Annotated in this window: 19 protein-coding genes; 9 read left to right on the forward strand and 10 right to left on the reverse strand. The window is 60.3% G+C overall.

The window, feature by feature from the left end; genetic code table 11:
- Window positions 1-70: 70 nt before the first annotated feature.
- Window positions 71-1,531, reverse strand: a complete 1,461-nt coding sequence (locus H1B37_RS12295; protein WP_182866954.1) for a BamA/OMP85 family outer membrane protein — start codon at window positions 1,529-1,531, stop codon at window positions 71-73.
- Window positions 1,532-1,767: 236 nt separating this feature from the next.
- Between H1B37_RS12295 and H1B37_RS12300 the strand changes: the two genes are divergently transcribed.
- Window positions 1,768-2,676, forward strand: coding sequence for a diacylglycerol/lipid kinase family protein (locus tag H1B37_RS12300; RefSeq protein WP_182866955.1), 909 nt, complete (start codon window positions 1,768-1,770; stop codon window positions 2,674-2,676).
- Window positions 2,677-2,713: 37 nt separating this feature from the next.
- Here H1B37_RS12300 and H1B37_RS12305 read toward each other — a convergent pair whose 3' ends face one another.
- The 6 genes from H1B37_RS12305 to H1B37_RS12330 all read right to left on the reverse strand — a co-directional run bounded on the left by H1B37_RS12305 (window position 2,714) and on the right by H1B37_RS12330 (window position 10,850).
- Window positions 2,714-3,079, reverse strand: a complete 366-nt coding sequence (locus H1B37_RS12305; protein WP_182866956.1) for a DUF2200 domain-containing protein — start codon at window positions 3,077-3,079, stop codon at window positions 2,714-2,716.
- A 183-nt stretch (window positions 3,080-3,262) separates the two neighbouring features.
- Window positions 3,263-6,577, reverse strand: coding sequence for an AsmA family protein (locus H1B37_RS12310; RefSeq protein WP_182866957.1), 3,315 nt, complete (start codon window positions 6,575-6,577; stop codon window positions 3,263-3,265).
- A gap of 140 nt (window positions 6,578-6,717) precedes the next feature.
- On the reverse strand, window positions 6,718-8,286 hold the full coding sequence (locus tag H1B37_RS12315; protein WP_286177671.1) for a hypothetical protein: 1,569 nt from the start codon (window positions 8,284-8,286) through the stop codon (window positions 6,718-6,720).
- Window positions 8,283-9,281 carry a glycosyltransferase family 2 protein gene (locus H1B37_RS12320; protein ID WP_286177672.1) on the reverse strand — a complete coding sequence of 333 codons (999 nt, stop codon included), beginning with the start codon at window positions 9,279-9,281 and terminating at the stop codon, window positions 8,283-8,285. The genes H1B37_RS12315 and H1B37_RS12320 overlap by 4 nt, the downstream gene beginning before the upstream one ends.
- A gap of 161 nt (window positions 9,282-9,442) precedes the next feature.
- On the reverse strand, window positions 9,443-9,925 hold the full coding sequence (locus tag H1B37_RS12325) for a GTP pyrophosphokinase (protein WP_182866959.1): 483 nt from the start codon (window positions 9,923-9,925) through the stop codon (window positions 9,443-9,445).
- A gap of 82 nt (window positions 9,926-10,007) precedes the next feature.
- A complete protein-coding gene (locus H1B37_RS12330; protein ID WP_182866960.1) occupies window positions 10,008-10,850 on the reverse strand; it encodes an alpha/beta hydrolase in 843 nt (280 codons plus the stop codon).
- A 420-nt stretch (window positions 10,851-11,270) separates the two neighbouring features.
- Between H1B37_RS12330 and H1B37_RS12335 the strand changes: the two genes are divergently transcribed.
- On the forward strand, window positions 11,271-12,164 hold the full coding sequence (locus H1B37_RS12335) for a phosphatidylserine decarboxylase (protein WP_182866961.1): 894 nt from the start codon (window positions 11,271-11,273) through the stop codon (window positions 12,162-12,164).
- 353 nt (window positions 12,165-12,517) lie between these two features.
- Window positions 12,518-13,699 (forward strand): serine hydrolase domain-containing protein, encoded by a 1,182-nt coding sequence (locus H1B37_RS12340; RefSeq protein ID WP_182866962.1) that lies wholly within the window; start codon window positions 12,518-12,520, stop codon window positions 13,697-13,699.
- 364 nt (window positions 13,700-14,063) lie between these two features.
- Here the strand turns inward: H1B37_RS12340 and H1B37_RS12345 are convergent, their stop codons facing one another.
- Window positions 14,064-15,746, reverse strand: a complete 1,683-nt coding sequence (locus H1B37_RS12345) for an outer membrane protein assembly factor BamB family protein (protein WP_182866963.1) — start codon at window positions 15,744-15,746, stop codon at window positions 14,064-14,066.
- A gap of 170 nt (window positions 15,747-15,916) precedes the next feature.
- Between H1B37_RS12345 and H1B37_RS12350 the strand changes: the two genes are divergently transcribed.
- The 4 genes from H1B37_RS12350 to H1B37_RS12365 all read left to right on the forward strand — a co-directional run bounded on the left by H1B37_RS12350 (window position 15,917) and on the right by H1B37_RS12365 (window position 19,430).
- Window positions 15,917-16,813 carry an AAA family ATPase gene (locus H1B37_RS12350; RefSeq protein ID WP_182867007.1) on the forward strand — a complete coding sequence of 299 codons (897 nt, stop codon included), beginning with the start codon at window positions 15,917-15,919 and terminating at the stop codon, window positions 16,811-16,813.
- A 67-nt stretch (window positions 16,814-16,880) separates the two neighbouring features.
- Window positions 16,881-17,918 carry a Gfo/Idh/MocA family protein gene (locus H1B37_RS12355; protein WP_182866964.1) on the forward strand — a complete coding sequence of 346 codons (1,038 nt, stop codon included), beginning with the start codon at window positions 16,881-16,883 and terminating at the stop codon, window positions 17,916-17,918.
- Between the two features lie 10 nt (window positions 17,919-17,928).
- Window positions 17,929-18,261, forward strand: coding sequence for a P-II family nitrogen regulator (locus H1B37_RS12360; RefSeq protein WP_182866965.1), 333 nt, complete (start codon window positions 17,929-17,931; stop codon window positions 18,259-18,261).
- 497 nt (window positions 18,262-18,758) lie between these two features.
- A complete protein-coding gene (locus tag H1B37_RS12365; protein ID WP_182866966.1) occupies window positions 18,759-19,430 on the forward strand; it encodes a YMGG-like glycine zipper-containing protein in 672 nt (223 codons plus the stop codon).
- A 529-nt stretch (window positions 19,431-19,959) separates the two neighbouring features.
- Here H1B37_RS12365 and H1B37_RS12370 read toward each other — a convergent pair.
- Together H1B37_RS12370 and epmB are read right to left on the reverse strand one after the other, a co-directional pair.
- Entirely contained in the window at window positions 19,960-21,594 is a 1,635-nt protein-coding gene (locus H1B37_RS12370) for an ABC transporter permease subunit (protein ID WP_182866967.1), read from the reverse strand.
- Window positions 21,595-21,663: 69 nt separating this feature from the next.
- On the reverse strand, window positions 21,664-22,704 hold the full coding sequence (epmB, locus tag H1B37_RS12375) for an EF-P beta-lysylation protein EpmB (protein WP_182866968.1): 1,041 nt from the start codon (window positions 22,702-22,704) through the stop codon (window positions 21,664-21,666).
- A 158-nt stretch (window positions 22,705-22,862) separates the two neighbouring features.
- Here epmB and efp point away from each other — a divergent pair, with 158 nt between their 5' ends.
- Window positions 22,863-23,432, forward strand: coding sequence for an elongation factor P (gene efp, locus H1B37_RS12380; protein ID WP_147867623.1), 570 nt, complete (start codon window positions 22,863-22,865; stop codon window positions 23,430-23,432).
- 9 nt (window positions 23,433-23,441) lie between these two features.
- On the forward strand, window positions 23,442-24,788 hold the full coding sequence (mgtE, locus tag H1B37_RS12385; RefSeq protein WP_182866969.1) for a magnesium transporter: 1,347 nt from the start codon (window positions 23,442-23,444) through the stop codon (window positions 24,786-24,788).
- The last annotated feature ends 344 nt before the right edge of the window (window positions 24,789-25,132 follow it).

A 25,132-nucleotide genomic window follows, 5' to 3' on the forward strand; every position in this document is an offset into this window, starting at 1 on the left:
GATTCGATTGCGGGTGTCGGTGTAGGTCGTGAAAGGATGCCGTCGGTTTCAGGGGGAAAAGGCCGTTTCATCAAAACGCATCCTCCCGCGGGTCGACGATGATGTCCGGTGGGTCGGCGATTTGCGGATTGGTTTCCAACAATTGGCTGTTGGACATTCTGCGGCGTCCGATCTCCAACAATCGGCGGTCGATGAAGTCGCCTTCGCGCATCTCCAACATGTTCAGCATCACGGTTTCACGCATCAGGTGCGGTTCGCCTTCGATGTTGACGCGGATTTCGCCGATCTTCCAGCGATCGCCTTCTTCGATCTGGTAAACCAAATCGACCGTGTTCTCTTCGTCACGCATCACCGTCTTGGGTTGGACATCGGCGTAGATGAATCCCAATTCGCCGTAGCCGTAGACGATCTCGCCGACGTCACGTTTCAAGATCGTGCCGTCGAACATGTCACCGGCCTTCAGTTCCAATCGTTGACGCAGCGAATCTTCGGTGACGAACTGGTTGCCGATCAATTGCACGCTGTTGATTTTAAAGCGGTTGCCTTCGTTGACTACAAAGGTCACGTCGATCCACTTACCGTCTTCGCTGTACGAGATCCGGCGGCCGACCGTCGCGGTCAGGTAGCCCAGGTTGTGATAGGTCGCCGCCAGGATGTCGACGTCGCGATCGATCTTGGTCATGTCGGCGACGTTGAAGGTGTAATAGCCGAGTTTGAGAAACGGGCCGCGGCTCTTGATCAGCTTTTTCAGTCGGGCCTCGCTCAGCAACGTGTTGCCGATCACGCGGATACTGTTGATGCGTTCCTTGGGGCCTTCATTGATCCGAAAGATCACCATGCCCGGTTTGTCCTTGTAGCCGATGGTCGTTGTGATCGCGACTTGGTTGAACCCTTCGCCTTTGTAGTAATCGATCAGACGCCGGCGGGCCGATTCGACCGAGAACTCGCTGAGCGGATCTTTGACTTCCAATCCGGCGCGGCCTTTCAGGTCACGGTCATTGACTCGGTTGTTGCCATGAAACGCAACCGCGGTGATCAGGGGGCGTTCATGGACGATGAACGAGACGTCGACTCCGGCGTCGGTCTCCTTGGTTTTAAAGGTGACGTGATCGAAGGAACGCATTTCGTTCAACCGGTGGACGTCGCCGAGCAAGACTTCACGGCTGAAAAAACGCCCCTTCTTGGTCTGCATCTTCTGCAGGATCTCATGTTCGCTGAGCGTCCGGTTGCCGACGATGCGAACACTGCTGACGACCTTGTCGCCGTGTTCGCGGCCGATCGGCAAGGCGTCTTGGTTGTGAACGTGGTCGCGGAACTTGGGGCGTTCGGCCGGCCCGGCCGGGCCGCCGCTCTGTGGGCCTCCGCCGCCGCCCATGCCCCCCATGCCGCCGCCCATTTGAGCCGCGGCGGGAAGCGAAAACGCCAATCCGGCGATCAAGGCGAGGATCAGGGGCGCCGTCGCAACCGGTGCGGACTGGCCGGCCCGATGGTCTCTCTGGTGGCGTCCGTGCGTAGTGAATCGTAGTGTCATAAGACGAAAGCAAACCGTTCGACGAGGAAAACGCGATCCATCCGTGGAGCGTCAGTTGACCACCACACGAAATCTTTACAGCTCGCGCGATTCGTGGCTTGAAAGGGTGGTACCAATGTCGCGAGTGCCGCGACAAGGCAGATTCCCCCGGCATCTTGCGTGAATCTGATAGGAATTGGCGAAGAATGATGCGACAAAGAGTGTCGATTGACGGGGAACTCCACACGAAGGGAGCAGTGAAAGTGACGACATCGGACGTGATTTTGTTTACCAGCCCGAAAGCCGGCAGCGGTGCGGCACGCGAACAACTGCCCCGACTGGCCGAAATGCTGGCCGCCGCCGGGATCAGGTGTCAAAGCCTCTCGTGCTCCCATACGTTGCATTCCCTGGTGGCCGGCCGCCGTGAAACCGGTGTTTCACAACCCACCGTGATCGCCGCCGGCGGTGACGGGACGATCAGTCTGGTCGCATCGCACACGTTTCCCGACACGCCCCTGCTGCCGATGCCGATGGGGACCGAGAATCTGTTGGCCAGATACCTGGGCCAATCCAACGCGGCCGAAGCGGTTCTGGAAACACTGACCAACGGGTGCACGATCCAATTCGATGCCGGACAAGCCAACGGGCGATTGTTCCTGATCATGGCCACGGCCGGGTTCGACGCCGAAGTCGTCCGCCGCTTGCATTTGCGACGCAAGGGACACATCCGGCGTGCCAGCTACCTGAAACCGATCTGGCAAACCTGTCGGGCCTACCGATTTCCGCTGCTGAGCGTCACCGCTCTGGACGAATCGGGCGAAATCATCCACCAGCGTCAGGTCGGATGGGCGATGGCGTTCAATCTGCCTTGTTACGCCGCGGGGCTGCGAATTCATCCGGCGGCGCTCGGGGACGACGGAACCCTGGACCTGATCACCTTCGCCGGGCGCGGCCTGATCCGCGGGTTGGGCTATCTGTTCGGCGTCGCCTCCGGTCGGCACCGACGGTTCGCCGGTGTCGAGCACCACCAAGCGACACACCTGCGAATCGAATCCGACCAGCGCGTCGCCTATGAACTGGACGGAGACTACGCCGGACGTCTGCCGCTGGAAATCAAGGTCTTGCCCCGACGGGTGAGGGTGTTGGTGCCGAGTTCCACGTTCTAGGTTTCAGGTTTCACGCTCTCTGAAAGCGAACCGAAGCCTACGTGCCGCGAAGGATTTTTTCCATCTTTCGCCCCTTGGCCAGTTCGTCGACCAACTTGTCCAAGTACCGGACTTGCTGCGTCAACGGGTTTTCGATCTCTTCCACGCGGTGTCCGCAGATCACTCCCGTGATCAGGTGTGCGTTTGAGTTGATCTTCGCAGCCTGAAAGAACTGCTCAAAACTCGTTTTGTCCTTGATGTGCTTTTGCAGCGACCGCTCGTTCAGCCCTGTCAGCCACTTGATCACCTGATGCAGCTCCTCTTTCGTCCGGCCTTTCCTTTCAACCTTCGCCAGATAGTGCGGGTAAACCGAAGCGAACGTCATCTTTGCGATTCGCTCGTCCTGATTGCCTTTGTTGCTCATCTGGAGTTCTCGTTCAATGAGGATTGACCACACACATCGGATCCCGTTTATAGAGCAATTCTGGAAACCAGCGGAGGGATGGCAGAATGATTCGGGGCAGAATGATGAAGCTTGAAACTTGAAACCTCACTCCGCGATTCCCGCTGACACGGCGAAATCATTTCGCCGGCTCCCCGGATGCCACTACTGCAGCATCCGTCCGACGCCGGCGGAGCGGTCCTGGCGGTTGGCGTCCGGCGAGCCGTTCATGCCTTGGAACAGCCGTTCGATGGTTTGGCCGACGCCGTCCAGGGCACGGCGTTCGATACTGGGGTTATCCAGCGGTCCCGACACGTCGACCGTCCACAAGGTGTAGCGTTGGTCCATCAGCGGTCGGAGGATACGCGTGAAGGTATTGCGAGGCGAAACTCGGGTGTTGAAGGTCAGGTCCAACTCGCGGCGTCGATCCAGCGTTCCTTTGCCGTGTAGTGCGATCAAGCTGCCCCAGAGTTTCAGGTCGTCGAAATAGAGTTCGTTTTCGCTGAGCCGGAAGAAAACGTCGGCGTTGGTAAACGCAACGTCTTCGGTCGGCGTGATCGACAACACGTTCAACAGCTGCATCAGCACGGGCACCTCGTACAGGTTGGCATCGGTGACGACGGCGTGTCCTTGGCCGCGGAGCAGATCGGTGGTTCCCAGCACGCCTTCCAGGTTCGTGCTGCCGACAAGTGTCCCGGTCAGATCGCTGTTGCCGTGCCCCAATTCGGCCAACAGGACGGGCAGCTTGGCTTGGATCAGTGCCAGGCGGACGTTGAAGCTGGCATCGGACAGCGTCACGTCACCGTCCATACGAATCGTCCCGTCGAACAAGCGGCCTTCGATCGGGTGTTGGAATTGGCCGTCGTGGCCGATGCCGCCTAGCCGCAGCCGATCGTCGCGGACTTGGAACGGTCCTCGCAGGTGAGTGATTTGCAGATCATTGACGTGCAACGAATCGATCCGAACCTGACCTTCGGCGGCGATTTCTCGCGCGTCCTTGCGGCCCTTGATCGACAATTCTCCCCTCAGCCCGTGCACCGGACCGACGTCCCCGATCCGGTTGCCTTCCAATTGCAGTTGCAGGTCCCAGCCGAAGACCGGATCGGGATGGCGGTCGTCGCTGAGCAGCGTTTCGGTCAGCCCGCTGACGCCGACCGGTCCGCGAAGGTTCAGCCCCCGCATCGCACCACGCATCTGCTGCGGCAGCGCGTTGATCAGTTCGGCGTCGGGGATCAAGCGGCTGCCGTTGTGGACGTCGACGCTCAGCAACCAGCGTCCGTCGTCGAGCCGCCAACAGCCGCCGTCGGCGGAAACCTGTGACCGACCGTGTTCGGCGCGCACGGCATCGATCATCACCCGGCCGCCTTCGTAGCGAACCGCCGCTTCGACGATGTCCAACCGGTACGGCAAGGCAATCGGTTGCAATCGCAGGGTATCCGATCCGATCCGCTTGGCATCGTATTGATGGGCGGCAACGTTCAGTTTTAGCGGTCCCTTGGGGGCATCACGGACGAGTTTGATTTTTAACGAATCGAGCACACCGCTCGGTGCCAGGGCGTCCCAGGTTTGTTGTGACGGCAGCGGCAGCGAACTCCGCAGCGCCTCGTCGAGTGAGATTCGCGTCGCGTCGAAATTCAAGACCAGCGACGGCATCACCGGGGGTGTCATCATCGGTGGCCCGGTCTCCGCTTGGCCCTCGCGGGGCGGGATCTGGTAGTCGCCTTCACAGCGAATCAACCCGCCGTTGGCGTTGGAGCCTTGAAACCCGGACAGCGTCACTTGGTCGTCGATCACACGCACGTCGCCGGCGACGTTGTACAACGGGTACGGGAATCCGTCGAACCGCAGCGTCGCATCGCTGACTTTCAATTCCACGTCTTGGTGTTTGACCCCCTCGGCGTCGGTTCGCAACGTGCCGCGGACCAAATGCACCGCCCCCAGCGGGTTCAGCGAGCGAATGAATTGTTCCAGCTTGGTCACCTCGCTGCCGCGCGGCGACAACGCGTTTAGCAATTCGCCATCAATGGCGATCGGCCCTGCCATCGCCGCCGAAAACACGCGTGGTTGTTTCGTCTCCGGCCGGAGCGGCAGGTCAAATACGCATTGCATCAGCTGGCCGCCGACCCGGCCGCTGACCAATTGCGTCTTCACCCGGTGATCTTCGATGGTCAGGTTGCCGGTGATCTGTCGGACCGGGTAGGGGAATTTTTCGTAATTCAGATCGACGCCCTTGCAGGTCACTTCGGCGGTGGTTTCGATTCGGTCCCCCAGGATGTCCAGGTGCGCCTTGGTGACATCGACCAATCCCCGTGGCTCGAACTTTTTCCATCCACTTTCCAGTCGTTCGGGGATCACGGCGGCCAAGCGTTGATCCAACATCACGTTGTATGCCGACACGTCCAAGTGGGCTTCCAATGGCGTCGAGTAGCCGACCGTGTATCCGTCCAGCTTGATCCGTGCATCGCCCCAAAAGGCTTGGCACGATTCGAGCTGAGCCCCCTGCGGTCGGCAGCTCAAGACGCCGCGAATCTGCTTGACCGGCATCGATGATTTCGGATGCCGGAAACGACCGTCGTGAATCCGGCTGCGGGTGGCAAAATTGATCGGCTCGCCGGGCCGGACCCGCGCGATCGCGGTCGTGTCGGCAACAAGTTCCAGCCCACGAAGCGGCCGAAGTTTCGCTTGAAGCATCGCCGGCAATCGGTCGATCAGATCCCCCGTCAACTTGCCGCCACGCACCTCCGCTCGCACATCGGTCTGTCCGTTGCGGGTCGTCACCTGCGCGGCAAAATGTTCGGCAAACGCCGCCGACCCGTTGATGCTGATGGTCGTCGATGGCAAACCCGCTGATTGCCCATCGCCCGAATTCCGCTCGTGATCGTCGGCGGTCAAATTGGTTCCGTCATCGACGTGGTTCAAGATCACCGCTTGGGCGAGGTCGATTTCGATCGGGCGCGCGTCGACCGATTCGTTGGACAACACGATCTTTGCGTCGCGAACTTCCACCCGGGGGCACGCGACCTCGCCAAACTTCGGCAACGGCCACAGCGATTCCAGCGACACGTGGCCGTCACGATCCAGCCACGCGTTTGCGCGAACTCCGCTGACGACAATTCGACGTGTGACCAGTGGGTTTTCTTGCTCCCACAACTTCGAAACGTCCGCACTGGCCACGACCACGATCTGGCCGATCTGGACCAGCTGGCGTGACGCATCCGTGGCGATCCCCAGACGCTCGCTGAACGTCCGCCCCGCTCGCGCCACACCCGATCCCGACGCCTCGGGCAACGCGATGCGGATGTCGTCCAGAATCAATCCGATGTTCGGTTCCACCCGACCCCGTCCGATCGAAATCTGCAGATCGGGATAGTGATCGCGAAACGTCTGCTCGACGTGACGCCGGACCTGTTCACCGACGGTTTGGGGAGCGATGAAGCGAAATATGAAAACGATCGCCGCAATCAATAGCGCAACGACCATCCATCGAGAGGAGTTCCCGGATGGTGTGCGGTGGTTCGATTCGGCGTCCGTGCCGCTCAAAGAATTTCAAGCTCCAGCTAGCAAGCGATCCTGAGTCGGCGGATCGTCATCCGTCCGACCCTGCGATGGTACGCCGGGTTTTAGGGGGCGATCCAGCCCAAATAGTGCCAAAAACGGTAAAGCCAGGGAGACTGCCAGGGTCCGCCCAGCGAGATCGACATCGATGTCACACTGGCCGCTAGCAAAACGAGCCCCAGCCACCGCCCCCAAAGGCGGCCAGAGAGCCACTCGACAGGACCGGCGATGGCGAACAGCCACAGCGGAGCGAACCACAACATCCAGCGGAAACACACGCTGACGCCGCCATAATTGCGGTCGATCTCCGGACGCAACACATAAAACACCGCGCACACGACCGTCGCCAACGCGATCGCTGCTAGCAACAGACGCTGTTCCTTCGATCGTGATGCTAGCAATCCCATCAATCCGACCGGCATCAGCAACCAGATCGGTGTCAGCGAAAAGATGCCGTAGTGGCCCACCGTCATGTTGGCCGCATAGACCCACCGCGAGGGCTCGCCGACGTCCACTCCGCGGCGTTTCCCGTCGACCCAGTAGCTGGACGGATAATCGTACCAGTCGTCCCAGTACCGCAGCTGCGCCGGTCCGTCGTCGACTTGGATCAGGCCGAATTGTTGTTTCCCATCGACGACCACCCTGGATCGCTGGGGCACTCGAGAGGGGCCGATTTGGATGTTCGATTGCTCGGTCGCCAGAGACTGTTTCTGCAGCGCCGATCGCACTTGTTCAACGCCCGGGTCGGATGGGCCCAGCGTCGCGATCAAGTCTCCGTCGCCGCGATGCATGTACGGCGGCCGCAGGCTTTGGTGGGCGATCCAGTTGGTTGCAAAGAACGCGGCGGCGACGACCAGCACGCCGGCACCGTAGGCTGGCAGGGCCGGACGCCGGACCCACAGCAATAGCCCGGCCCAGAAGACTGTCATCGACAACGCCGGCAACTCGTTGGCCGCGGTGAATCCGCCAGCCAGTCCGGCCAGCAACCACCAGCGGTGCCCGGTCGCCGTGTCCAGCGATCGAACAAAGACGTACAGCACGACCGCTGCCGAGGCGGCGGCCGGCAGATGGTTGTTCAGGGCGATCGTGAATGGCAACAGCATCGTGCCAAAGCAGACCGATGCGGCCAAAAAACACTTCGCCCAAATCGACCGCGTGACCCGGTCGATCGCCAGAATCGTACACAGCAAGAATACGAACAGGGTCGGGACGTTGACCAACCACAACACGATTCGGCCGACATAGATCGGGTAATCGCTCAGCCACATCCCCACGGTGCGGGAAACGCACCAGTAGACGCCGGCATACAGGGTCGGCAACAGCGGCGGTTTGCTGCTGTAGTAGTGCATTTGGCCGTCGCGTCCCTGATGCCGCACCAAGTCGATCGTCGCCCACGGGCGGCGATTCTGTTTGATCCCGCGACGCTCTAGAAACGGATCGATTCGGTAGGTTCCGTTTTCGACCAACGCGGCAATCGTGCACCAGCGGGACCGGTCGTTGGCACTCAGAAACGGTGTGTCGCCTTCGCGGCTGATGACGGTTGCGATCCGGCCGGAGACGACCGACAACGCGATCACGATCAACAGCGTGTAGACGGTGGCAACTGAAAATTCCTGGTCGTCGTGGTTCGTCATGACGGGCACCGCTCGGTCGATTCACGCGACGACTGGGTGTCTTGCAAGATGCTGTACGGAGTCTTGGATTGATCCGACAACGACACGATCAATTCGGCCAGCAAGCCGGCCAAGAACATTTGGGCGCCCAACAGCAGCGCGGTAATACAGTAATAAAACAGTGCCGAGGCATGCAGGTCGACGTCGGTCATCGATTCCAATTGACGCGAGATCACCCACATCGCCGCCAAGTAGACCAGCCCGAAGCCTCCGGTCAAAAAGAACAGCAATCCGATCGCCCCGACGAAATGGAACGGTCGTTTGCCGAACGTTGTCAGGAAAAAGATCGACAACAAGTCCAGGAACCCTTTGGCCAACCGCGAGACGCCGTATTTGGATTGGCCGAACTGGCGGGCATGGTGCACGACCGGGATCTCGGCGATTCGCCAGCCCCGGGCGGCGGCCAACACGGGCACGAATCGGTGTCGTTCGCCGTACAAGGTCACGTCTTTGGTGACCGGCCCGCGATAAGCTTTGAAGCCGCAATTGTGGTCATGCAAGTGCACACCGGTCATCCGGCTGACCAGCCAGTTGAAGACCTTGCTGGGCAGCGTCTTGTCGAGCGCGTCCTTGCGTTTCTGCTTCCATCCGCTGACGACATCATAGCCTTCGTTCAGTTTGTCGATGAACGCGGGGATTTCCACCGGATCATCTTGCAGATCGGCGTCCATGGTGAACACGACATCGCCGGTGGCTTGGGCGAACCCGGCCGAAAGCGCGGCCGCTTTGCCGAAATTTCGCCGGAATCGGATCCCGCGGACGTGATCGTGTTGCTCGGCGAGTGCCTCGATCCGTGACCACGTCTGGTCGGTCGAACCGTCATCGATGAACAGCACGTCGTGGGGCAGTCCGATGCCCCCACACGCGGCGTCAATCTTTTCGACCAACGTCTCCACCGTATCTTGTTCGTCCATGGTGGGGATCACGAACGTCGCCGATCCCGGAAAACCGTTCATCAAAGCTGTCTCACACGCGTCTGGCCTGGGGGATGATGAACGCGGCATCCTAGCAGAAATTCGATGGGATTGTCGTGGGACCCGTTGTCGAAACCTCGCTACGAATCAGCCCCACCGATGGCAGAGCGTCCCGGAGGCGAAGCAGCGGCACGGCCCAAGCTTCAAATCGACTCCGTCTGGGACATCAGCTTTCGGTACGTCACCTCGTCGAATTGATCGGTTAAAAACCGATAGGTCGAAATGTACTTTCCGACTCGACCAAGATCGCTGGAGAACTTCTCATCGCGAAGCAGAACTCGGTCCGGAGACATGTTGTCGCGCAAGTCGGACAGCTTGACTTGACGCGCCAGATCGTGTGGTTTCAATCCAACGACGTAATCCGCGTAGGACACTTCGCTGCGGTGCGTCATCAGATCGACTCCGCGGACGACGGCGGCGCTGAACCCGGCGGATCGAAGATCATCCAACGTGACCGCCGTGTCTTCGACCAGATCGTGCATCACGCCGACCATTTTCGCTTCTAAATCGTCCACCCCCATCATCACCCGGATGCAATGCAAGAGGTAGGGTTGTCCCGATTTGTCGGTGACTCCGGCAAAGTGCGTGGCCGCCAAAGCGATGGCGTCTTCCAGGGTAGCTGACATGGTCTTCAAGCAGGTTGATGAGCCGATTGCAAGTGAATTTCGATGGACCTGGCCCACTCTCATCCTACCTTACCCGCACCCTTCACTGTCCCTCGACAAACCCAAGCGATTTTAGAAACGTGATCGACTTGGCCAACGTGTCGGCATACGGTTCGCCTTTGTTAAAGAAACCGTGGGCGGCATCTTGGTACAGGTGCAATTCATTGCGGACGCCCAGCTGGTCAAGGTTCGACTTGAACGCTCGGCCGGTCGCCACGGGAATCAATTTGTCCTTGGTTCCCAGGAACACGATCGTCGGCGGCGTGTTTTTGCTTAAGTTGTGCAGCGGCGAAATGTCTTTCCAATAGTCTTGGACGCGGTCATAGCCGTAGCCGTCCGGACCGTTGTCATAGACGGGGTTGAACAGCACCAGTGCGTCGGGGCGGCAGCTGACCGACGTGTCATCGGCGGGATCGTCAAAGGCATCGACGGTCGCGGTCGCCGCCGCCACATGCCCGCCGGCCGAACCGCCACCGGCGGCGATTCGATTCGGGTCGATACCGTAACGTGACGCGTTCTTGCGGGCCCAGCGGATGGCGGACTTGCCATCGGCCACACAGGTCTTCGGCGGCGTGCCGTGCGTCTTTTTCACGCGGTACTCGGCGCACATCGCGACCATCCCCAGGTCGGCCAACGCACGACTTTGGCCGTAAAACTGACTGGGGGTGCCGCCGTTCCATCCGCCGCCGAAGAAGAAGACGATCGCGGCGCGCGGCGTTTCGGCGTCCGACTCGGTCGGTTTAAACACGTGCATCGACAACGAGACGTCATCAATCGTTTTGTAGACGACCGTCTCATCGGGCTGCGGTTTGGCGTCGGCGGCAAATCCCAGCGGTGACGGTAACAAGGCCAGCAAACAGACAACGATCCAGGGGCGATGATTCATGACAGAACGCAGTGGGGAAGTGAGAAAGGAAGCGGAGGATCGGTTGCGATTGTATCGCCCGACGCACCATCTTACACACGATTGTCCCGCCGACTCGTCAAACTCGCCCCGGCATGTCAACCTATGGAAGCATCCGTGCGATGCTTCCCTGTTTTTTGGAATTCACCCTCCTGGCAGGAGGGTCGAGCGCAGCGAGGGGAGGTAGAACGGTGAATTACCGAACAATCTTCGTCCACCGGCCGCATCAATCCCTGGCTCGCTCCTCCCCTCAGGTTCGTCCCTCGCCTTCGACCCTCCCTGCCAGGGAGGGTGAAGTCGTAAACTCCCGTTAATTCAGCGGTTAGAAAACGCACGACCGACTGTCGCGACGGTTCCCGCCGGAATGCAGCTCTCCTTCAATTACTCGTCACGAAATTCGACATGGATGAAATCGTCTACCACGACCGCTACCGAAACGAATTGTGCGTCGAAAAAGTCTATGGCGACAAAGCACTTCGCTGGACCTACGGAACCATCGGCGGCAAACTCGCCTTGGCGGGAATCGTCAAACGCGCCTGGTTTTCCCATTGGTATGGCTGGCGGATGGACCAAGCCAAGACGCGTGAAAAGATCGCCCCGTTTATCGCGGAATACGGCTTGGACGCCGACGAATTCGCCCGCACGCCCGACGAATTCGCCAGCTTCAACGAATTCTTTTTTCGCAAATTAAAACCGTCCGCGCGCCCGATCGATTCCCAGCCCAACTCGATCGTCTTCCCGGCCGACGGACGCCACCTGTGCGTGCCCGATTTGTCAAAGTGCGAAGGATTGTTTGTCAAAGGGGAAATGTTCGATCTGGAGACCTTGCTAGATGACCCGGCATTGACGCGGCGGTATGCATCCGGCAGCCTGCTGCTGTCGCGACTTTGCCCGGTCGATTACCACCGCTTCCACTTTCCCGTCGGCGGCCGCCCCGGGCCGGCCCGTTTGATCAACGGACCGCTGTATTCGGTCAACCCGATCGCACTGTGCCAAAACATCCAGATCCTGGCGACCAACAAACGCGCGATCACGGTGTTGAAGACGAAGACACTCGGTGAGGTCTTGCTGCTGGAGATCGGTGCGACCTGCGTCGGCGGGATCTGTCAAACGTACACCGAAGGGGAATCGGTTTCCAAGGGAGACGAAAAGGGTTACTTCCGTTTCGGCGGATCATCGACCATCACGATCTTCGAGCCCGGTCGCGTGGTGTTCGATGACGATTTGCAGAGAAACTCGGCCCAGCAACGCGAGCTGTACGCCCGCATGGGCGACCACCTCGGAACGATTCTGTAAGTGACGCGCGGCTAATGGGACCTCGTTTCGGATGTACGACGGCCCTTCCGGGTGGTCGCGTCTCGCTGCTTGGGACATCGATTGTATTACTGATGGATTCAGTTGCTTTTGTTCCGCGGGTCATCAAAGATCACTACGCTCGGTTCGCCAACGGCGATTTACAACTTAGCCTGGGGTGAGACCGGATGAGCCCCAGCGAATCTGGGCGTAACCCCAGGTCCACGCACACCAAGAAACCTCCTCCCTTTCGAGAAGCGCTCCGCTGACCGCATCGCGCGTCATCGGGCTACAATGTCGATCCGTTCGGGAGCCTTCCCCACGAACCTTCCTTCCGCCCCATCACGAGTCCTCCGATGATTCGCACCACCTCACTGTCTTGTTTGGCCTTGGTTCTTAGTTTTGTGTCGACGTTAAGCGGACAAGACGCAGCGGCGACGAAGCAGGCCGACCGCACGCCACCGCCGGTGATCGCCGAGATCGACGCGGCGATGCAAACCTTTGTCGACCAAGGAACCCTCTCCGGTGCCGTCACCCTGGTCGGCCACCAAGGCAAGATCGTTCATCTGGGGGCGGTCGGATTGGCAGACATCGAAAAGCAAAAAGAGATGCGGCCGTTCACGATGTTTTCGATCGCTTCGATGACCAAGCCGATCGTCGCGACCGCGGTGATGATCTTGCAAGAGGAAGGCAAGTTGAACGTCGATGACAAGGTCAGCAAGTACATCCCGGAGTTCAAGGATGTCAAGCTGAAGGATGGATCCGCCCCCGAACGTGAAATCACGATCAAAGATGCCATCACGCACACCGCTGGGCTGGCCGGCGACCAAGTGTTTCAAGGATCACTCGAGGAAGCGGTCAACGAACTGGCCGAGCGACCGCTGGCGTTCCAGCCGGGCACCAAGTGGCAGTACAGCCCGGGGCTGAACGTGGCCGGCCGAATCATCGAAATCGTCTCGGGGCAACCGCTGCAAGAATTTCTTCAAGAGCGGATCTTCGGCCCCTGCCAGATGACGTCCACGACGTTCTTTCCCGATCAAAAACAACAGCGGCGGATCGCAACCTTGTACGGTCCAAGCGAGGACGGCAAATCGCTGGTGGCGGTCGGCAACCGGATTTCCGACCCGGCTGACGTGACGGCGCCCAATCCGTCGGGTGGCTTGTTCGCCACAGCGCGTGACATGTTTCGCTTCTATCAAATGGTGCTCAATCAAGGCAAACTTCGCAAACAGCGAATCGTCTCGGCCGATTCGGTCGCCCAAATGACGTCGCCGCAAACCGGGGATCTGGAAACCGGTTTCACCCCCGGCAACTGCTGGGGATTGGGCTGGTGCATCGTGCGTCAACCTCAAGGTGTGACTGAGATGTTGTCGCCGGGCACGTTTGGACACGGCGGCGCGTTCGGAACGCAAGGCTGGGTCGACCCGAAGACCGAGACGATTTACGTGCTGATGATCCAGCGGACGAAAATGGGCAACAGCGACGGATCCGACGTTCGCAAGTCATTTCAACAAGCCGCCAGCAACGCGGTGCAGTGATCCGATTCGCGGGCCGATCGCATTGGAACTCGCCAAAAGTTTCAAACCAAACTGAATTCTCTCCCTCGGGGAGAGACGGCGTTTGCGCAGCAAGCAAACGCCAGAGAGGGCCCGCGGCTGGCGAAAGTTGTCGGCAGCACTAAAGCACAAAGCGGACCGATTGAATCAGCCGTTTTGCGCAAGCCTACGGGCTAGCACGTTTACTTGGTGCTGGAGGCCTTCTTGGTGTTTGAGGCCCGCCCGCTCGCGCGACACGGCTGATCCAGCCGTGTGATTAGACTAAATTGACAGTCTACCAAGTGGTTTGTCCGCTCCTGGAAACGAAAGCCTTGGCGGCTTCCGCTACCGCTGCAACAGCTGACGTTCACTTCGCCGGTAACTGAAAACAAATCGCCTGGCGGTCGTTGCGGACTAACACGTAGCGGCCCGCCACGGTGGGAATGTTCCAGGTCTTTGAATCGAGCGCCGGGATCCGCAGCAATTCGTGGTAGTCGTCAATCGACGCATCGACAAACACGACCTCTCCCGCTTCGTCCTGGACGACCAAGACATCCTCGACCAGAACGACCTGTCCCTGGCCGGCCCGCCAGCGCCGCGGCTGCGTCCAATACGGCGTCGCATCGTCCAAGTTGACCGCTTGCAGTGATCCGTTGCTGATCCCATAACCGACGTCGCCGTCGACACAGGTGTGGTTGAACTTGGTTTTCAAAACACGATTGCTGCGCCACACATCGGTGGTCGCCCAGTTGGTGCCCTGCTTGGCCACGCGGACAAGCGCGCTGCCGCCGCCGTATCCCTTGCCCACCAGCAACCGGTCCGCACCGACGGGCACGGCCGAGGAACAGGTCGCCCCGGTGTTGGTCGAGCCGGGCCACTGAAACGTCCACAACACCACGCCGTCTTCGATCCGATGTCCGCTGACGGTTTTCTCGTTGACCGAGACGATTTGCCGTTGGCCATCGAGTGTCACCAAGACGGGCGACGCGTAACTGAGTTGGTCGTCACCGGCCGTCCAAACCAGATCTCCGGATTGAGCATCGAGCGCGACCAGCGAACGAACCGGTTTTTCACCCACGGGCCCACCGAGCGGCAACACACACAATCCGTCGACCCGTAACGGCGAACAGGCATAGCCCCAGGGCGCCGCCACTTCGAACGCGACCTGATCCCAACCGGCCAGTTCCAGCAAGTCGCGGCTCCAATGCACCGCCCCGGTCGCTTGATCAACACACCATAAAAATCCGGTCGCCGTCGTGGCATACACACGGTCGCCGTCGATGGTCGGTGTGGAACGAGGGCCGATGCCACCGAGCGGGTTTTGATGCACCCCTTCGTGCTGTTGCATCCAAATCAGTTCGCCATCGGAAAGCCGATAACAGGTCAGACATTCCTGGTCGTCTCGCTGTTCCAGCGTGATCGCATGGTCTCCGGCAACCGCAAAGGACGACCAGCCGTCACCGATTCCGTGGTCCCAGACCACGTGGACCTGATCGGCAGCGGTCGGTTTGGCAAACAAGCGTTGGGGATAGACGCCGTTTCGGTTGGGGCCGAGAAACTGGGGCGAGGCGAGGAGCGGGTCTGCTGCATCGGTCGACTCGTCGGTTCCGGTTGCGTCCGGTGCGTTCGATTCAGCGGTGGCAGAATCCTCGGTGGTTTCGGCCGCCTGGGGGGTGACCGATTTTAGTTCGTGGACCGTTTCGCTCGCGAATCGCCAGCGAAATTGCGGCAGCATTTCGCCGCTGAATCCATCGAATTGAAACGCGGCCCCGAATGACACGGCCGCGACCAACATCGCGGCCGGGACGCCCCAGGGGTGACCGGCCCAGCGCATCAGCCGGTGCAAACAAAACAGCACGTACAGCGTGGCGATCGACAGCGCCCCCAACCCGATCAGGTTGGCGTTCTGGTGATCGAACGACGGCGCAAAATACTGGGCGATCGCCGTGATCAAGATGGCCAGGGCCAGCGCGATCGCGGCACCGATCAACCGCGGTGGTTCGCCCGGGGGCTGATTCTTCCCGGACGGGGCCTGATTCGACTGCGACATTCCGTCATTTCTCCAAGATCCAATTCGGGCAATGCGTCCGCGGTCGTGGGTTCCGCCACCGGTCACACCTGGGTTAACATACGCGACGACAAAAATGCCGTCCCTTCCCCGATCTTGTTTTATCGATGATGCAGCATGCTTACGAGACCGCTCGACGGCTGCGGGAAAACATGGAAACGGTCATTTTGGGGAAGTCCGAGGCGGTTCGTTCGATTGTTCTGACCTTGCTGGCCGGCGAACATCTGCTGTTGGAAGACGTCCCCGGTGTCGGAAAAACGCTCGCCGCCAAGGCTCTGGCCGGCAGCATCGACACCGAATTCAGCCGGATTCAGTTCACCCCCGATCTGCTGCCCAGCGACATCACCGGCAGCTCGATTTATCGCAGCGACACCCGTGAGTTTCAATTCACGCGGGGGCCGATTTTTTCCAACGTCGTGCTGGCCGACGAAATCAATCGCGCCCCGCCGCGGACCCAGTCGGCGTTGTTGGAAGCGATGAGCGATGGTCAGGTGTCGGCCGACGGAACCACGTACCCCCTGCCCAAGCCGTTCATCGTCGTCGCGACCCAAAACCCGTTTGAATTCGAAGGCACGTATATTTTGCCGGAAAGTCAGATGGACCGGTTTTTGATGCGGACCAGCATCGGTTATCCCGAGCGGGCCAGCGAGCGGTTGGTGTTGCAGTCCCATCGATCCGGCGAGCCGGTCGATTCAATCCAAAGCGTGGTGACGGCCGAGGACGTTGTCTCTGCCCAGGCCGCGGTCCGCAATGTCCGTGTCGACGAATCGCTGCAAGACTACCTGCTGGAAATCGTCGCCCTGACGCGGACGACCGATGTGTTTCGATTGGGCGTCAGTACCCGCGCGACGCTCAGTTTTTATCGCGGTTGCCAGGCTCGGGCGGTGACCGAGCAGCGTGACTATGTGACACCCGATGACGTCAAGTCGCTGGCCGTCACGACGCTGTCCCACCGTGTCCTGGTCGACGACTTCTCCGGCAACAGCAGCCGGGATAGCGTCGAAGAACTGATGGCGGAACTGCTGCGCAGTGTTCCCGTGCCCGTTTGAGTTCCCGTGCCCGTTTGAGTTCGACTGTCCCCCACTCGTTCCGCCGGCCGGAACCCTAGACCACACGATGACTGATCCACCCACCGCAACCAACGCGACCCGTTTCGGCGTCATCGGCACCGGACGCATCACCCGTCGTCTGGTCGCCGATCTACAGTCGACCGATGGTGTGTCGGTCACGGCGATCGCAAGTCGTTCTCAAGAGCGCGCCGATTGGTTCGCCTCGCAGTACGGCATCCCGGTGGGCATCGAAGGCTACGAGCGTTTGTTGGCCCGCGACGATGTTGATGCGGTCTACTTGTCGCTGCCACCGTCGATGCACGCCGAGTGGTGTGTGCGAGCGGCGGAGGCGGGCAAACAGATCCTGTGCGAAAAACCCCTCGCTACTTCCGCCGAGCAGGCCCGAACCATCGCCGAGGCTTGTGACCGCAGCGGCGTGCGATGGTTGGACGCGACCGGTTGGTTGCATCACAAACGCACCAAGGAGATGCGGGCGCTGGCCGACAACGGCCGACTGGGACGCGTCGGCCACATCTCGGCTTCCGTTTCGTTTTATCGACCGTTCCAATCCGGTGAACATCGCTTGGACGCGAACCTGGGCGGCGGATGCCTGTTGGACTTGGGATGGTACACCACCGGACTGGCCTGTCACTTCGCCGGCCGTCCGCCCACCCGTGTCTTTGCCGATTCGATACAAGAAAACGGCGTTCCGATTCGCTGCAATGGCATGCTTTGGTTCGGTGAGGACCTGACGGCCAGTTTCTCGTGCGGCTACGATACCGCGACACGAAAGTGGTTCGAAGTCGCCGGCAGCGACGCCTCGATCATCTGTGACGACTTCACCCGCCCCTGGGCGGAAAGGCCGACGCGGTATTGGATCCATGATGCCAGCGGCAACGTCGAGGCGAACGAATCCACCGATCGCCAGGAACAACGCATGATCGAAACGCTGGTCGGAAACCAACCGCTCGGCCCTTGGAACACATTGGCGCTGCAAACCCAAGCGGTCTTGGACGCCTTGGCCGAATCGACGCGTCAAAAGCAACCGGTTCCCGTTCCGCCGCTCGATTCTACTGTCCCGCTCCACCGTTCCCACACCGCCTAGTGGTTTTCACATGCGAGTCGTCGTCGCGATCATCCAGCCGACCAAGCTATCCACCGTCCGTGACGCGCTGCGCGAACTGCAAGTCGATGACATCACGATCTGTGATGCGATGGGGTACGGCCGCCAACACGGACAATCGGCACTGTTTCGTGGCAATGAATATAAAGTCGACCTGCTGCGCAAAGTGGCCGTCGAAGTGCTCGTGCATGAAGACGAGTTGCAACCGGTCATCGATTGCATCTGCCGTCATGCCTTGACCGGATCGGCCGGTCAAATCGGCGACGGAAAGATCTTCGTCCTGCCGGTCGCCGAAGTCATCGACCTCGCCGACCCGAGACGCTGACACCGGGGACGAGCCGAGCGCTGCCCGATGTACGATCGCCCACGTACGGTGGCCTTCCGGGCCGTCGTCCGCTGGACGCTCCGAGACGCTCTCCTCCCTTCCAGAGATCGTGTGTTTTCTTAACCTCTGATATATCAGGGGTTGCGACTTCACCCTCCCTTCGGGAGGGTCGCGGAGGAGTAAGCGACGACGCGGGGAGGGTTGATCCGCGATTCGATGTGACCGAAGGACAAAAGCTTGATCGGCAGTTCACCGTTCGACCTCCCCTCGCTACGCTCGACCCTCCTGCCAGGAGGGTGATTTCCAAGAACCGCACGAGCTCGGCAGGAATGGTTAATTCGTAAAACCACACGACGTCGGAACAAAGGGTGATTCCATTTGCTTGATGAATTCAAGTCGATGGCGGATTCTGGCGATGACAATTCAATTGACCCCGCTGCGTCTCCTGTGGTATTTCCAACGCTGCCAATTTCCCTCTTGGATATGGAATCTCAAGGATGACTGCCATTCGACCCTTCGGCCTGTTTGTTTCGCTGGTCCTGGTTGCCATTTGTACCCCGGGCGAGACACGTGCTCAGGTCAACCAGCAACGTGGTGCAACCTTCGGCGGACTCGCCGGCGCGATCGCCGGGGGATTGATCGGGGACCACAATGACGAAGCCGGTGCGGGAGCCGCGATCGGTGGCGTTGTCGGTGCGGTCGCCGGAGGCATCCTGGGCAACGCGGCCGACAAAGAGGCGGCGATGGAGCAACAGCGAGCGGCGTATTATCAATCGCAACGCCAACAGTATGCCGCCCAGCAACAGGCCGTGGCCCAGCAGTCAGCCGTCACGCTTCAAGACGTCATTTCGATGTCACGAAACGGGTTGAGCGACCAAGTGATCCTGAACCAGGTCCGCCAGCGCGGCTACTTGGGAAAGCTGGCCGTCGGTGACATCATCGCATTGCACCAGCAAGGTGTCAGCGAAAACGTGATCACGGCGCTCCAGTCCGCCGGTCCGCCCCAAGCGTCGGCGCCGGTCGCCACTGCGACGCCCGCGCCGACGATCGTCGAGCAACGGATCTACCGCCCGGCGCCGATCATCATCGAAAAACACACGCTGCCGTATTACCCGCCGCCGCATTATCGCCACGGCCGCCGCCCGATGTTTCATTATTACCATCATTGATGGTGCCTCCACGTAGCGGAACTCGCCAAGAGTTTCGCCCTCCGTGGCAACTCCGAAGGAGTGAGTCGCGAAAGCCTCCGCGGCTTCCGCTACCGCTGCCTTGGGGGCCACACGTAGCGGAACTCGCCAAGAGTTTCGCCCTCCGTGGCAACGCCGAAGGAGTGAGTCGCGAAAGCCTCCGCGGCTTCCGCTACCGCTGCCTTGGGGGCCACACGTAGCGGAACTCGCCAAGAGTTTCGCCCCCCGTGGCAACGCCGAAGGAGTGAGTCGCGAAAGCCTTGGCTGCTTCCGCTACCGCTGCCTTGGGGAGCACACGTAGCGGAACTCGCCAAGAGTTTCGCCCCCCGTGGCAACGCCGAAGGAGTGAGTCGCGAAAGCCTTCGCGGCTTCCGCTACCGCTGCCTTGGGGACCACAGGTAGCGGAACTCGCCAAGAGTTTCGCCCTCCCATGTGGAACCGCCACGGTCTGAACGCCGAAAGCCTTCGCGGCTTCCGCTACGGTTTGAATCATCCCGGAAGCTTCTCCCACCTACCCTTCCGACAGCCCCTGCCGCGACCTCAACCGCAGCACCATGGCGGCCGTGATGCCCATCACCAGTGTCGTGCTGAATAGAAAATAGCCGATCACGATCGGCCATTGTCCGGCGTTCACTTCGGGATTCTCCGGCGCGATTTCTTCATTCAACGGCAACGCGAACAACGCCGAAAACGGACTCGCCACGCCGGTCCAATCGGCTTGGGCGATCACCGGAGCGGACATTTCCAATGTGCGCGCCAGCGTCGAAAATGCCGGAGGAGCCACGTACAACAGCAACAATACGGCATAGGTCGTCAACAACGCGATCGAGGTCTTGCGTGAGAACAAGCTGCACGCCAAAGCGATCACACAGTTGACCAGGCAAACCGTCGCGATGATCGCGAACATGCCCAACACCGTCAGGCCGTTGGACCAGAACGAGGTGTTCAGCGCCGCTCCCAAAATCAACGGCCACATCAGAAACGACGTCAGCACGAACGTGATGCGAAACCGCACCACGAACTTGCCCCACAGGATTTGCACCGGCGATAGCGGCGTCGTCAGCAACAGGTCCAACGTTTGTCGCTCACGCTCGCTGGTGATGCTACTGGCCAAGAACGACGGGCCGACCAGCATGTTGAAGACGATCACGTACACACCAAACCACGGCGCATGGCGCTGTTGAAAGAACAGAAACACACCCATCATTGGGATTGCCAGCAGGATGCTGATCTGGATCACCAGACGCAACATCAGCGTTCCCTGGCTGAAGATTTCGCTGTGCAGTTCTTTGTCATAAACCGGGTTGGCCCCGTCGGCCATCATCTCGTCTTTCTTCGGCGGGGCGAACAAGCGATCGGGAAATTGATCCGGTTGGATGACCAACCCCACCGCCTCCTCGGCTTCGCGATCCAAGTCGATCACCTCCTTGCCTTCGCTGCCCACGTCCGGCGGGTAAAGCATGCGCCCGGCCGCGGCGGCCCCCATCAAAATCACGGCCGTTAACCCAAACGCCGGGAACACGATGGCGGAGATCTTCAGTCGCAAGTCGCCTTCGCTGGCCATCGAAGCCCAAAACAAACAGGCGCCGATCACCAACGGCAAAATCGCCAGATAACTGACCACCAGCGCGCTGCTGGTCCGCGGGAAATAGCTGCTGGCCATCACGCCGATCGCGCCGAACAGGATCACCGAGATGATCAGCCCCAGGTAGGCCGCCAACACTTCATAGACACTCACCCCGCCCAGCGGCAGACACAACACAATGATCGGCAGCGAACCGATGATCAGCATGCCGATGTGGGTCAGCGAGGCGACGACCTTGCCGATGATGATCGCGCCGGGCCGAAGCGGACTGGCCAGCAGCATCTCATACGTCTTGCGCTCTTTTTCTCCGGCGATCGTGCCGGCCGCAAAACTGGGGGCCATCAGCGAGGCGATCACGTACTGTCCGAGGAAGAACAGGTTGACCAACTTGGTCGCCGAGGGCGGATTCGTCGTGAGGTCCAAACGCTGGTCCGACGGCCAGGCGGCGACGACCACCGTTGCCAACAGAAGCTGGTAAACGGCCAACAAGACGAACGCACGCTTGGTTCGCAGATTGACCAACAACTCGCGTTGAAGCACCGGGTTTTCGAAAACGTACATCGATCAAAAGATTTCCGTATCACGGGACGGTTCGACAGGCTGGAAGCCTATCCCACACAGCGTGACATTCTACGCGATCGGCGTCTTGCTGTTTTCGCCGGCCTGCTCGATCACGTATTTGGGGACGGCATAGCCGGGCAGCGAGCGGCGCAGTTGCTCGATGATCTGTTTGCCACGCTCGATGTCCACCCAAAAGTGGCTGGCACCGCGGACGCGATCGAGTTGATGCAGGTAGTAGGGCAGCACGCCCGAATTGACCAATTTCAGCGACAACTCGCTCAGCGCCTCGGCGGAGTCGTTCACTCCGGCCAATAGAACAGCCTGATTCAGCACCGAGACCCCCGCCCGCCTCATCCGTTCAAACGTGGCAACGACGTGTTCGTCGATCTCTTGGGCGTGGTTGCTGTGCACGACCACCCAGACGGCCAACCGCGACCGATCGAGTCGCTCGGCAAGTTCCGCGGTGATGCGTTGAGGAATCGCGATCGGCAGTCGGGTGTGAATCCGCAGCCGACGGACATGGTCGATCGCTTCGATCCGACCGATCAAATCCGACAACACGCCGTCGGTCAACGTCAGCGGGTCGCCACCGCTGAGCAGGACTTCGTGGATTTCGTTGTGGTCTTGGATGTAACGCAGCGCCGGCGCCCACGACTGGGTTCGCGATCCGCTTTCGGAATACGGGAATTCGCGTCGAAAACAGTAGCGACAATGCACCGCACAGGCCCCGTGGGTGACGATCAGCGCACGTCCGTCGTACTTGTGCAGTAACCCGCCGCCACGCTGGGCTTGCAAATCGCCGACGGGATCGGAAACAAATCCGGGGCGATCGGTCAGTTCCTCGGCCGTGGCCAGCACCTGGCGCAGGATCGGGTCGCCGGGATCGCCGGGGGTGATCCGCGAGGCAAGTTCGAGGGGCACGAAGGTCGCAAACGCCTCGGCATGGTCCGCCCGCCCGTCCGGGGCCAATCCCAGATACTGTCGCAATTGGGCCTGGGAACGGATCGCACGCTTCATCGCCGTCTGCCAACCGACTGGGCCGGCGGAGGCGGAGAAACGGGCCGCGTTTCCCCGCGGCGGAGCGGTCGAGGAGCAATCAGGGGGCGACATGAATTCGGTCCGAGGGCGGTTTCTGGCGGTTGAGGGAAAACTAGCGTCTACCCGGTCGGGACAAAACCGCCCGCGATCGGTAAACTCTCGCCCCGTTGGGAGTCGTTGAAACTCCTCTCGACCCCCCAAAAGTCTGTATCACGGAGCCGGACAAACCGATGGCAACTTACAACACCAGCGATTTCCGAAAAGGGCTGAAGGTCCAAATCGATGGAGAACCTTACCTGATGACGGACATGCAGTTCGTCAAGCCGGGCAAAGGAAACGCTCTCTACAAATGCAAACTGAAGAACTTGATCCGGGGAACCACGCTGGACCGGACCTACAAGGGCGGTGATTCACTGGAAGCCGCAGACGTGCAAACGACCGACGTTTCGTTTCTGTATCGCCAAGGCGAAGATTACGTGTTCATGCACCAAGAGACCTTCGAGCAGTACGAAGTGCCTGATAAAGTCGCCGGAGACATCTGGAAGTACCTCAAGGACGGCATGGTCTGCACGATGACCACGTACAACTCCAACCCGATCATCGTCGAACCGCCCACCATGGTCGAACTGGAAGTGACCGACTGTGCCCCCGGGGCCAAAGGTGACACGGCGACCAACGTCACCAAACCGGCCACGGTCGAAACCGGAGCGGAATTTATCGTCCCCGGATTCATCAAGACCGGAAACGTGATCAAAGTCGACACGCGGACGGGCGAGTACAGCGAACGCGTCAGCAACTAGGCTCCCTCCATGGTCAACCCTCTCCTACTGCCAGAACTTCGAGAGATGTTGGCCGAAAACAATACGGCCGAACTGGTCGAATTCTGCACGGCCCTCAATCCCGGGCGAACCGCAGAGTTCATGGAGGGGTTGGACGATGTCGATCTGTGGTCGGTGCTGCAGTACGCCGACCTGGATCGACGTGCGGAGATCTTTTCGTACTTCGAGGACCAGCGGCAAGTCGAATTGCTGCGGACCCAGGAACCGCGCGAAGTCGCCGCGCTGGTGGACCGAATCGCGTCGGACGATCGCGTCGACCTGATCCAGCAACTGCCGCCGGCGCGGGTCCAGTCGATCCTGCCGCTGTTGCCGGTCGAGGACCGCCGCGACATCTTGCGTCTGTGTTCCTACGAAGAAGGCACCGCGGGCGCGTTGATGACGTCCGAGGTCGCGATGCTGGCCGAGTCGTTGACGGTGTCCGACGCGTTGGAGGCACTGGGCAAACAAGCCAGCGAATTGGAAACGATCTACTACCTGTACGTCGTCGACAATGACAACCTGCTGCGGGGCATCGTTTCGACACGACAACTCGTGTCCTCCCTTTCACGCCCCCACCGCACCCTGGGCGAGATGATGGAAACCGATGTCATCGTCGCCGAAGTGGACGAGGACCAGGAATCGGTCGCCGAGAAGGTCGAACGGTTCAACTTGCTGGCGATCCCCGTCGTCGATTCGGGCCGACAGCTGCTGGGCATCATCACACACGACGACGTGATCGACGTCGTCCGCGAAGAGTTGACCGAAGACGCCCACCGGATCGCGGCGGTCGAACCGCTGGAAGAAAACTATCTGCGGATCGGATTGTTGAATCTGTCCTGGAAACGCGGGATCTGGCTGATCATCCTGTTTTTCGCCGCCTTGCTGACCGCGTTCGCCCTGGAGCATTATCATGATGAACTTCAGGACTACATCTGGTTGGTGTCGTTCATCCCGCTGATCATCAGCGCCGGCGGCAATTCGGGCAGCCAATCGGCGACGCTGGTGATCACCGCGCTGACCAGCGGGCATGTGGAGCTCAAGGATTGGGGGACCGTGATCCGACGCGAGGTGATCGTTTCCGGTGTGTTAGGTATCTTCCTTTCGACGATCGGATACTCCGTCGCCGTGTTCATGGCTCCCACCGCATTCGCCGCGTTGGTGATCCCGATGACCTTGCTGGCGGTGATCATCGTCGGTTGTTTCTTCGGCGCCGCGTTGCCGCTGATCTTCCAAAAACTCGGCCTCGACCCGGCCATGATGAGCAACCCCTTCGTCGCCGGCATCGTCGACATCCTGGGCATCGTGATCTACATCAACATCGCCCGCGTCATGCTCTAACGCTTTGATAACACCTCGTTCTTAGGTAGCGGAACTCGCCAAGAGTTTCGCCTCCGCGGCGCCTCCGCGGCGGCCGCGCGGCCGAAAGCCTTCGCGGCTTCCGCTACCTCCAAGCCCGACATCGCCCGCGTCATGCTCTAACGCTTTGGTAACACGTCGTTTTTAGGTAGCGGAACTCGCCAAGAGTTTCGCCTCCGCGGCGCCGCGCGGCGGCCGCGCGGCCGAAAGCCTTCGCGGCTTCCGCTACCTCGAAACGCGGCCCCGCGGCCCCGCGACACCGCGGCGCCCGCCTCGACCGAAGCGTGCATCGCCGCACACCAATTCTCAACTCCTGTTGCCGGCGG

Origin of the sequence: Stieleria mannarensis, from assembly GCF_014154935.1 — a bacterium.
Classification (GTDB): Bacteria; Planctomycetota; Planctomycetia; order Pirellulales; family Pirellulaceae; genus Stieleria; species Stieleria mannarensis.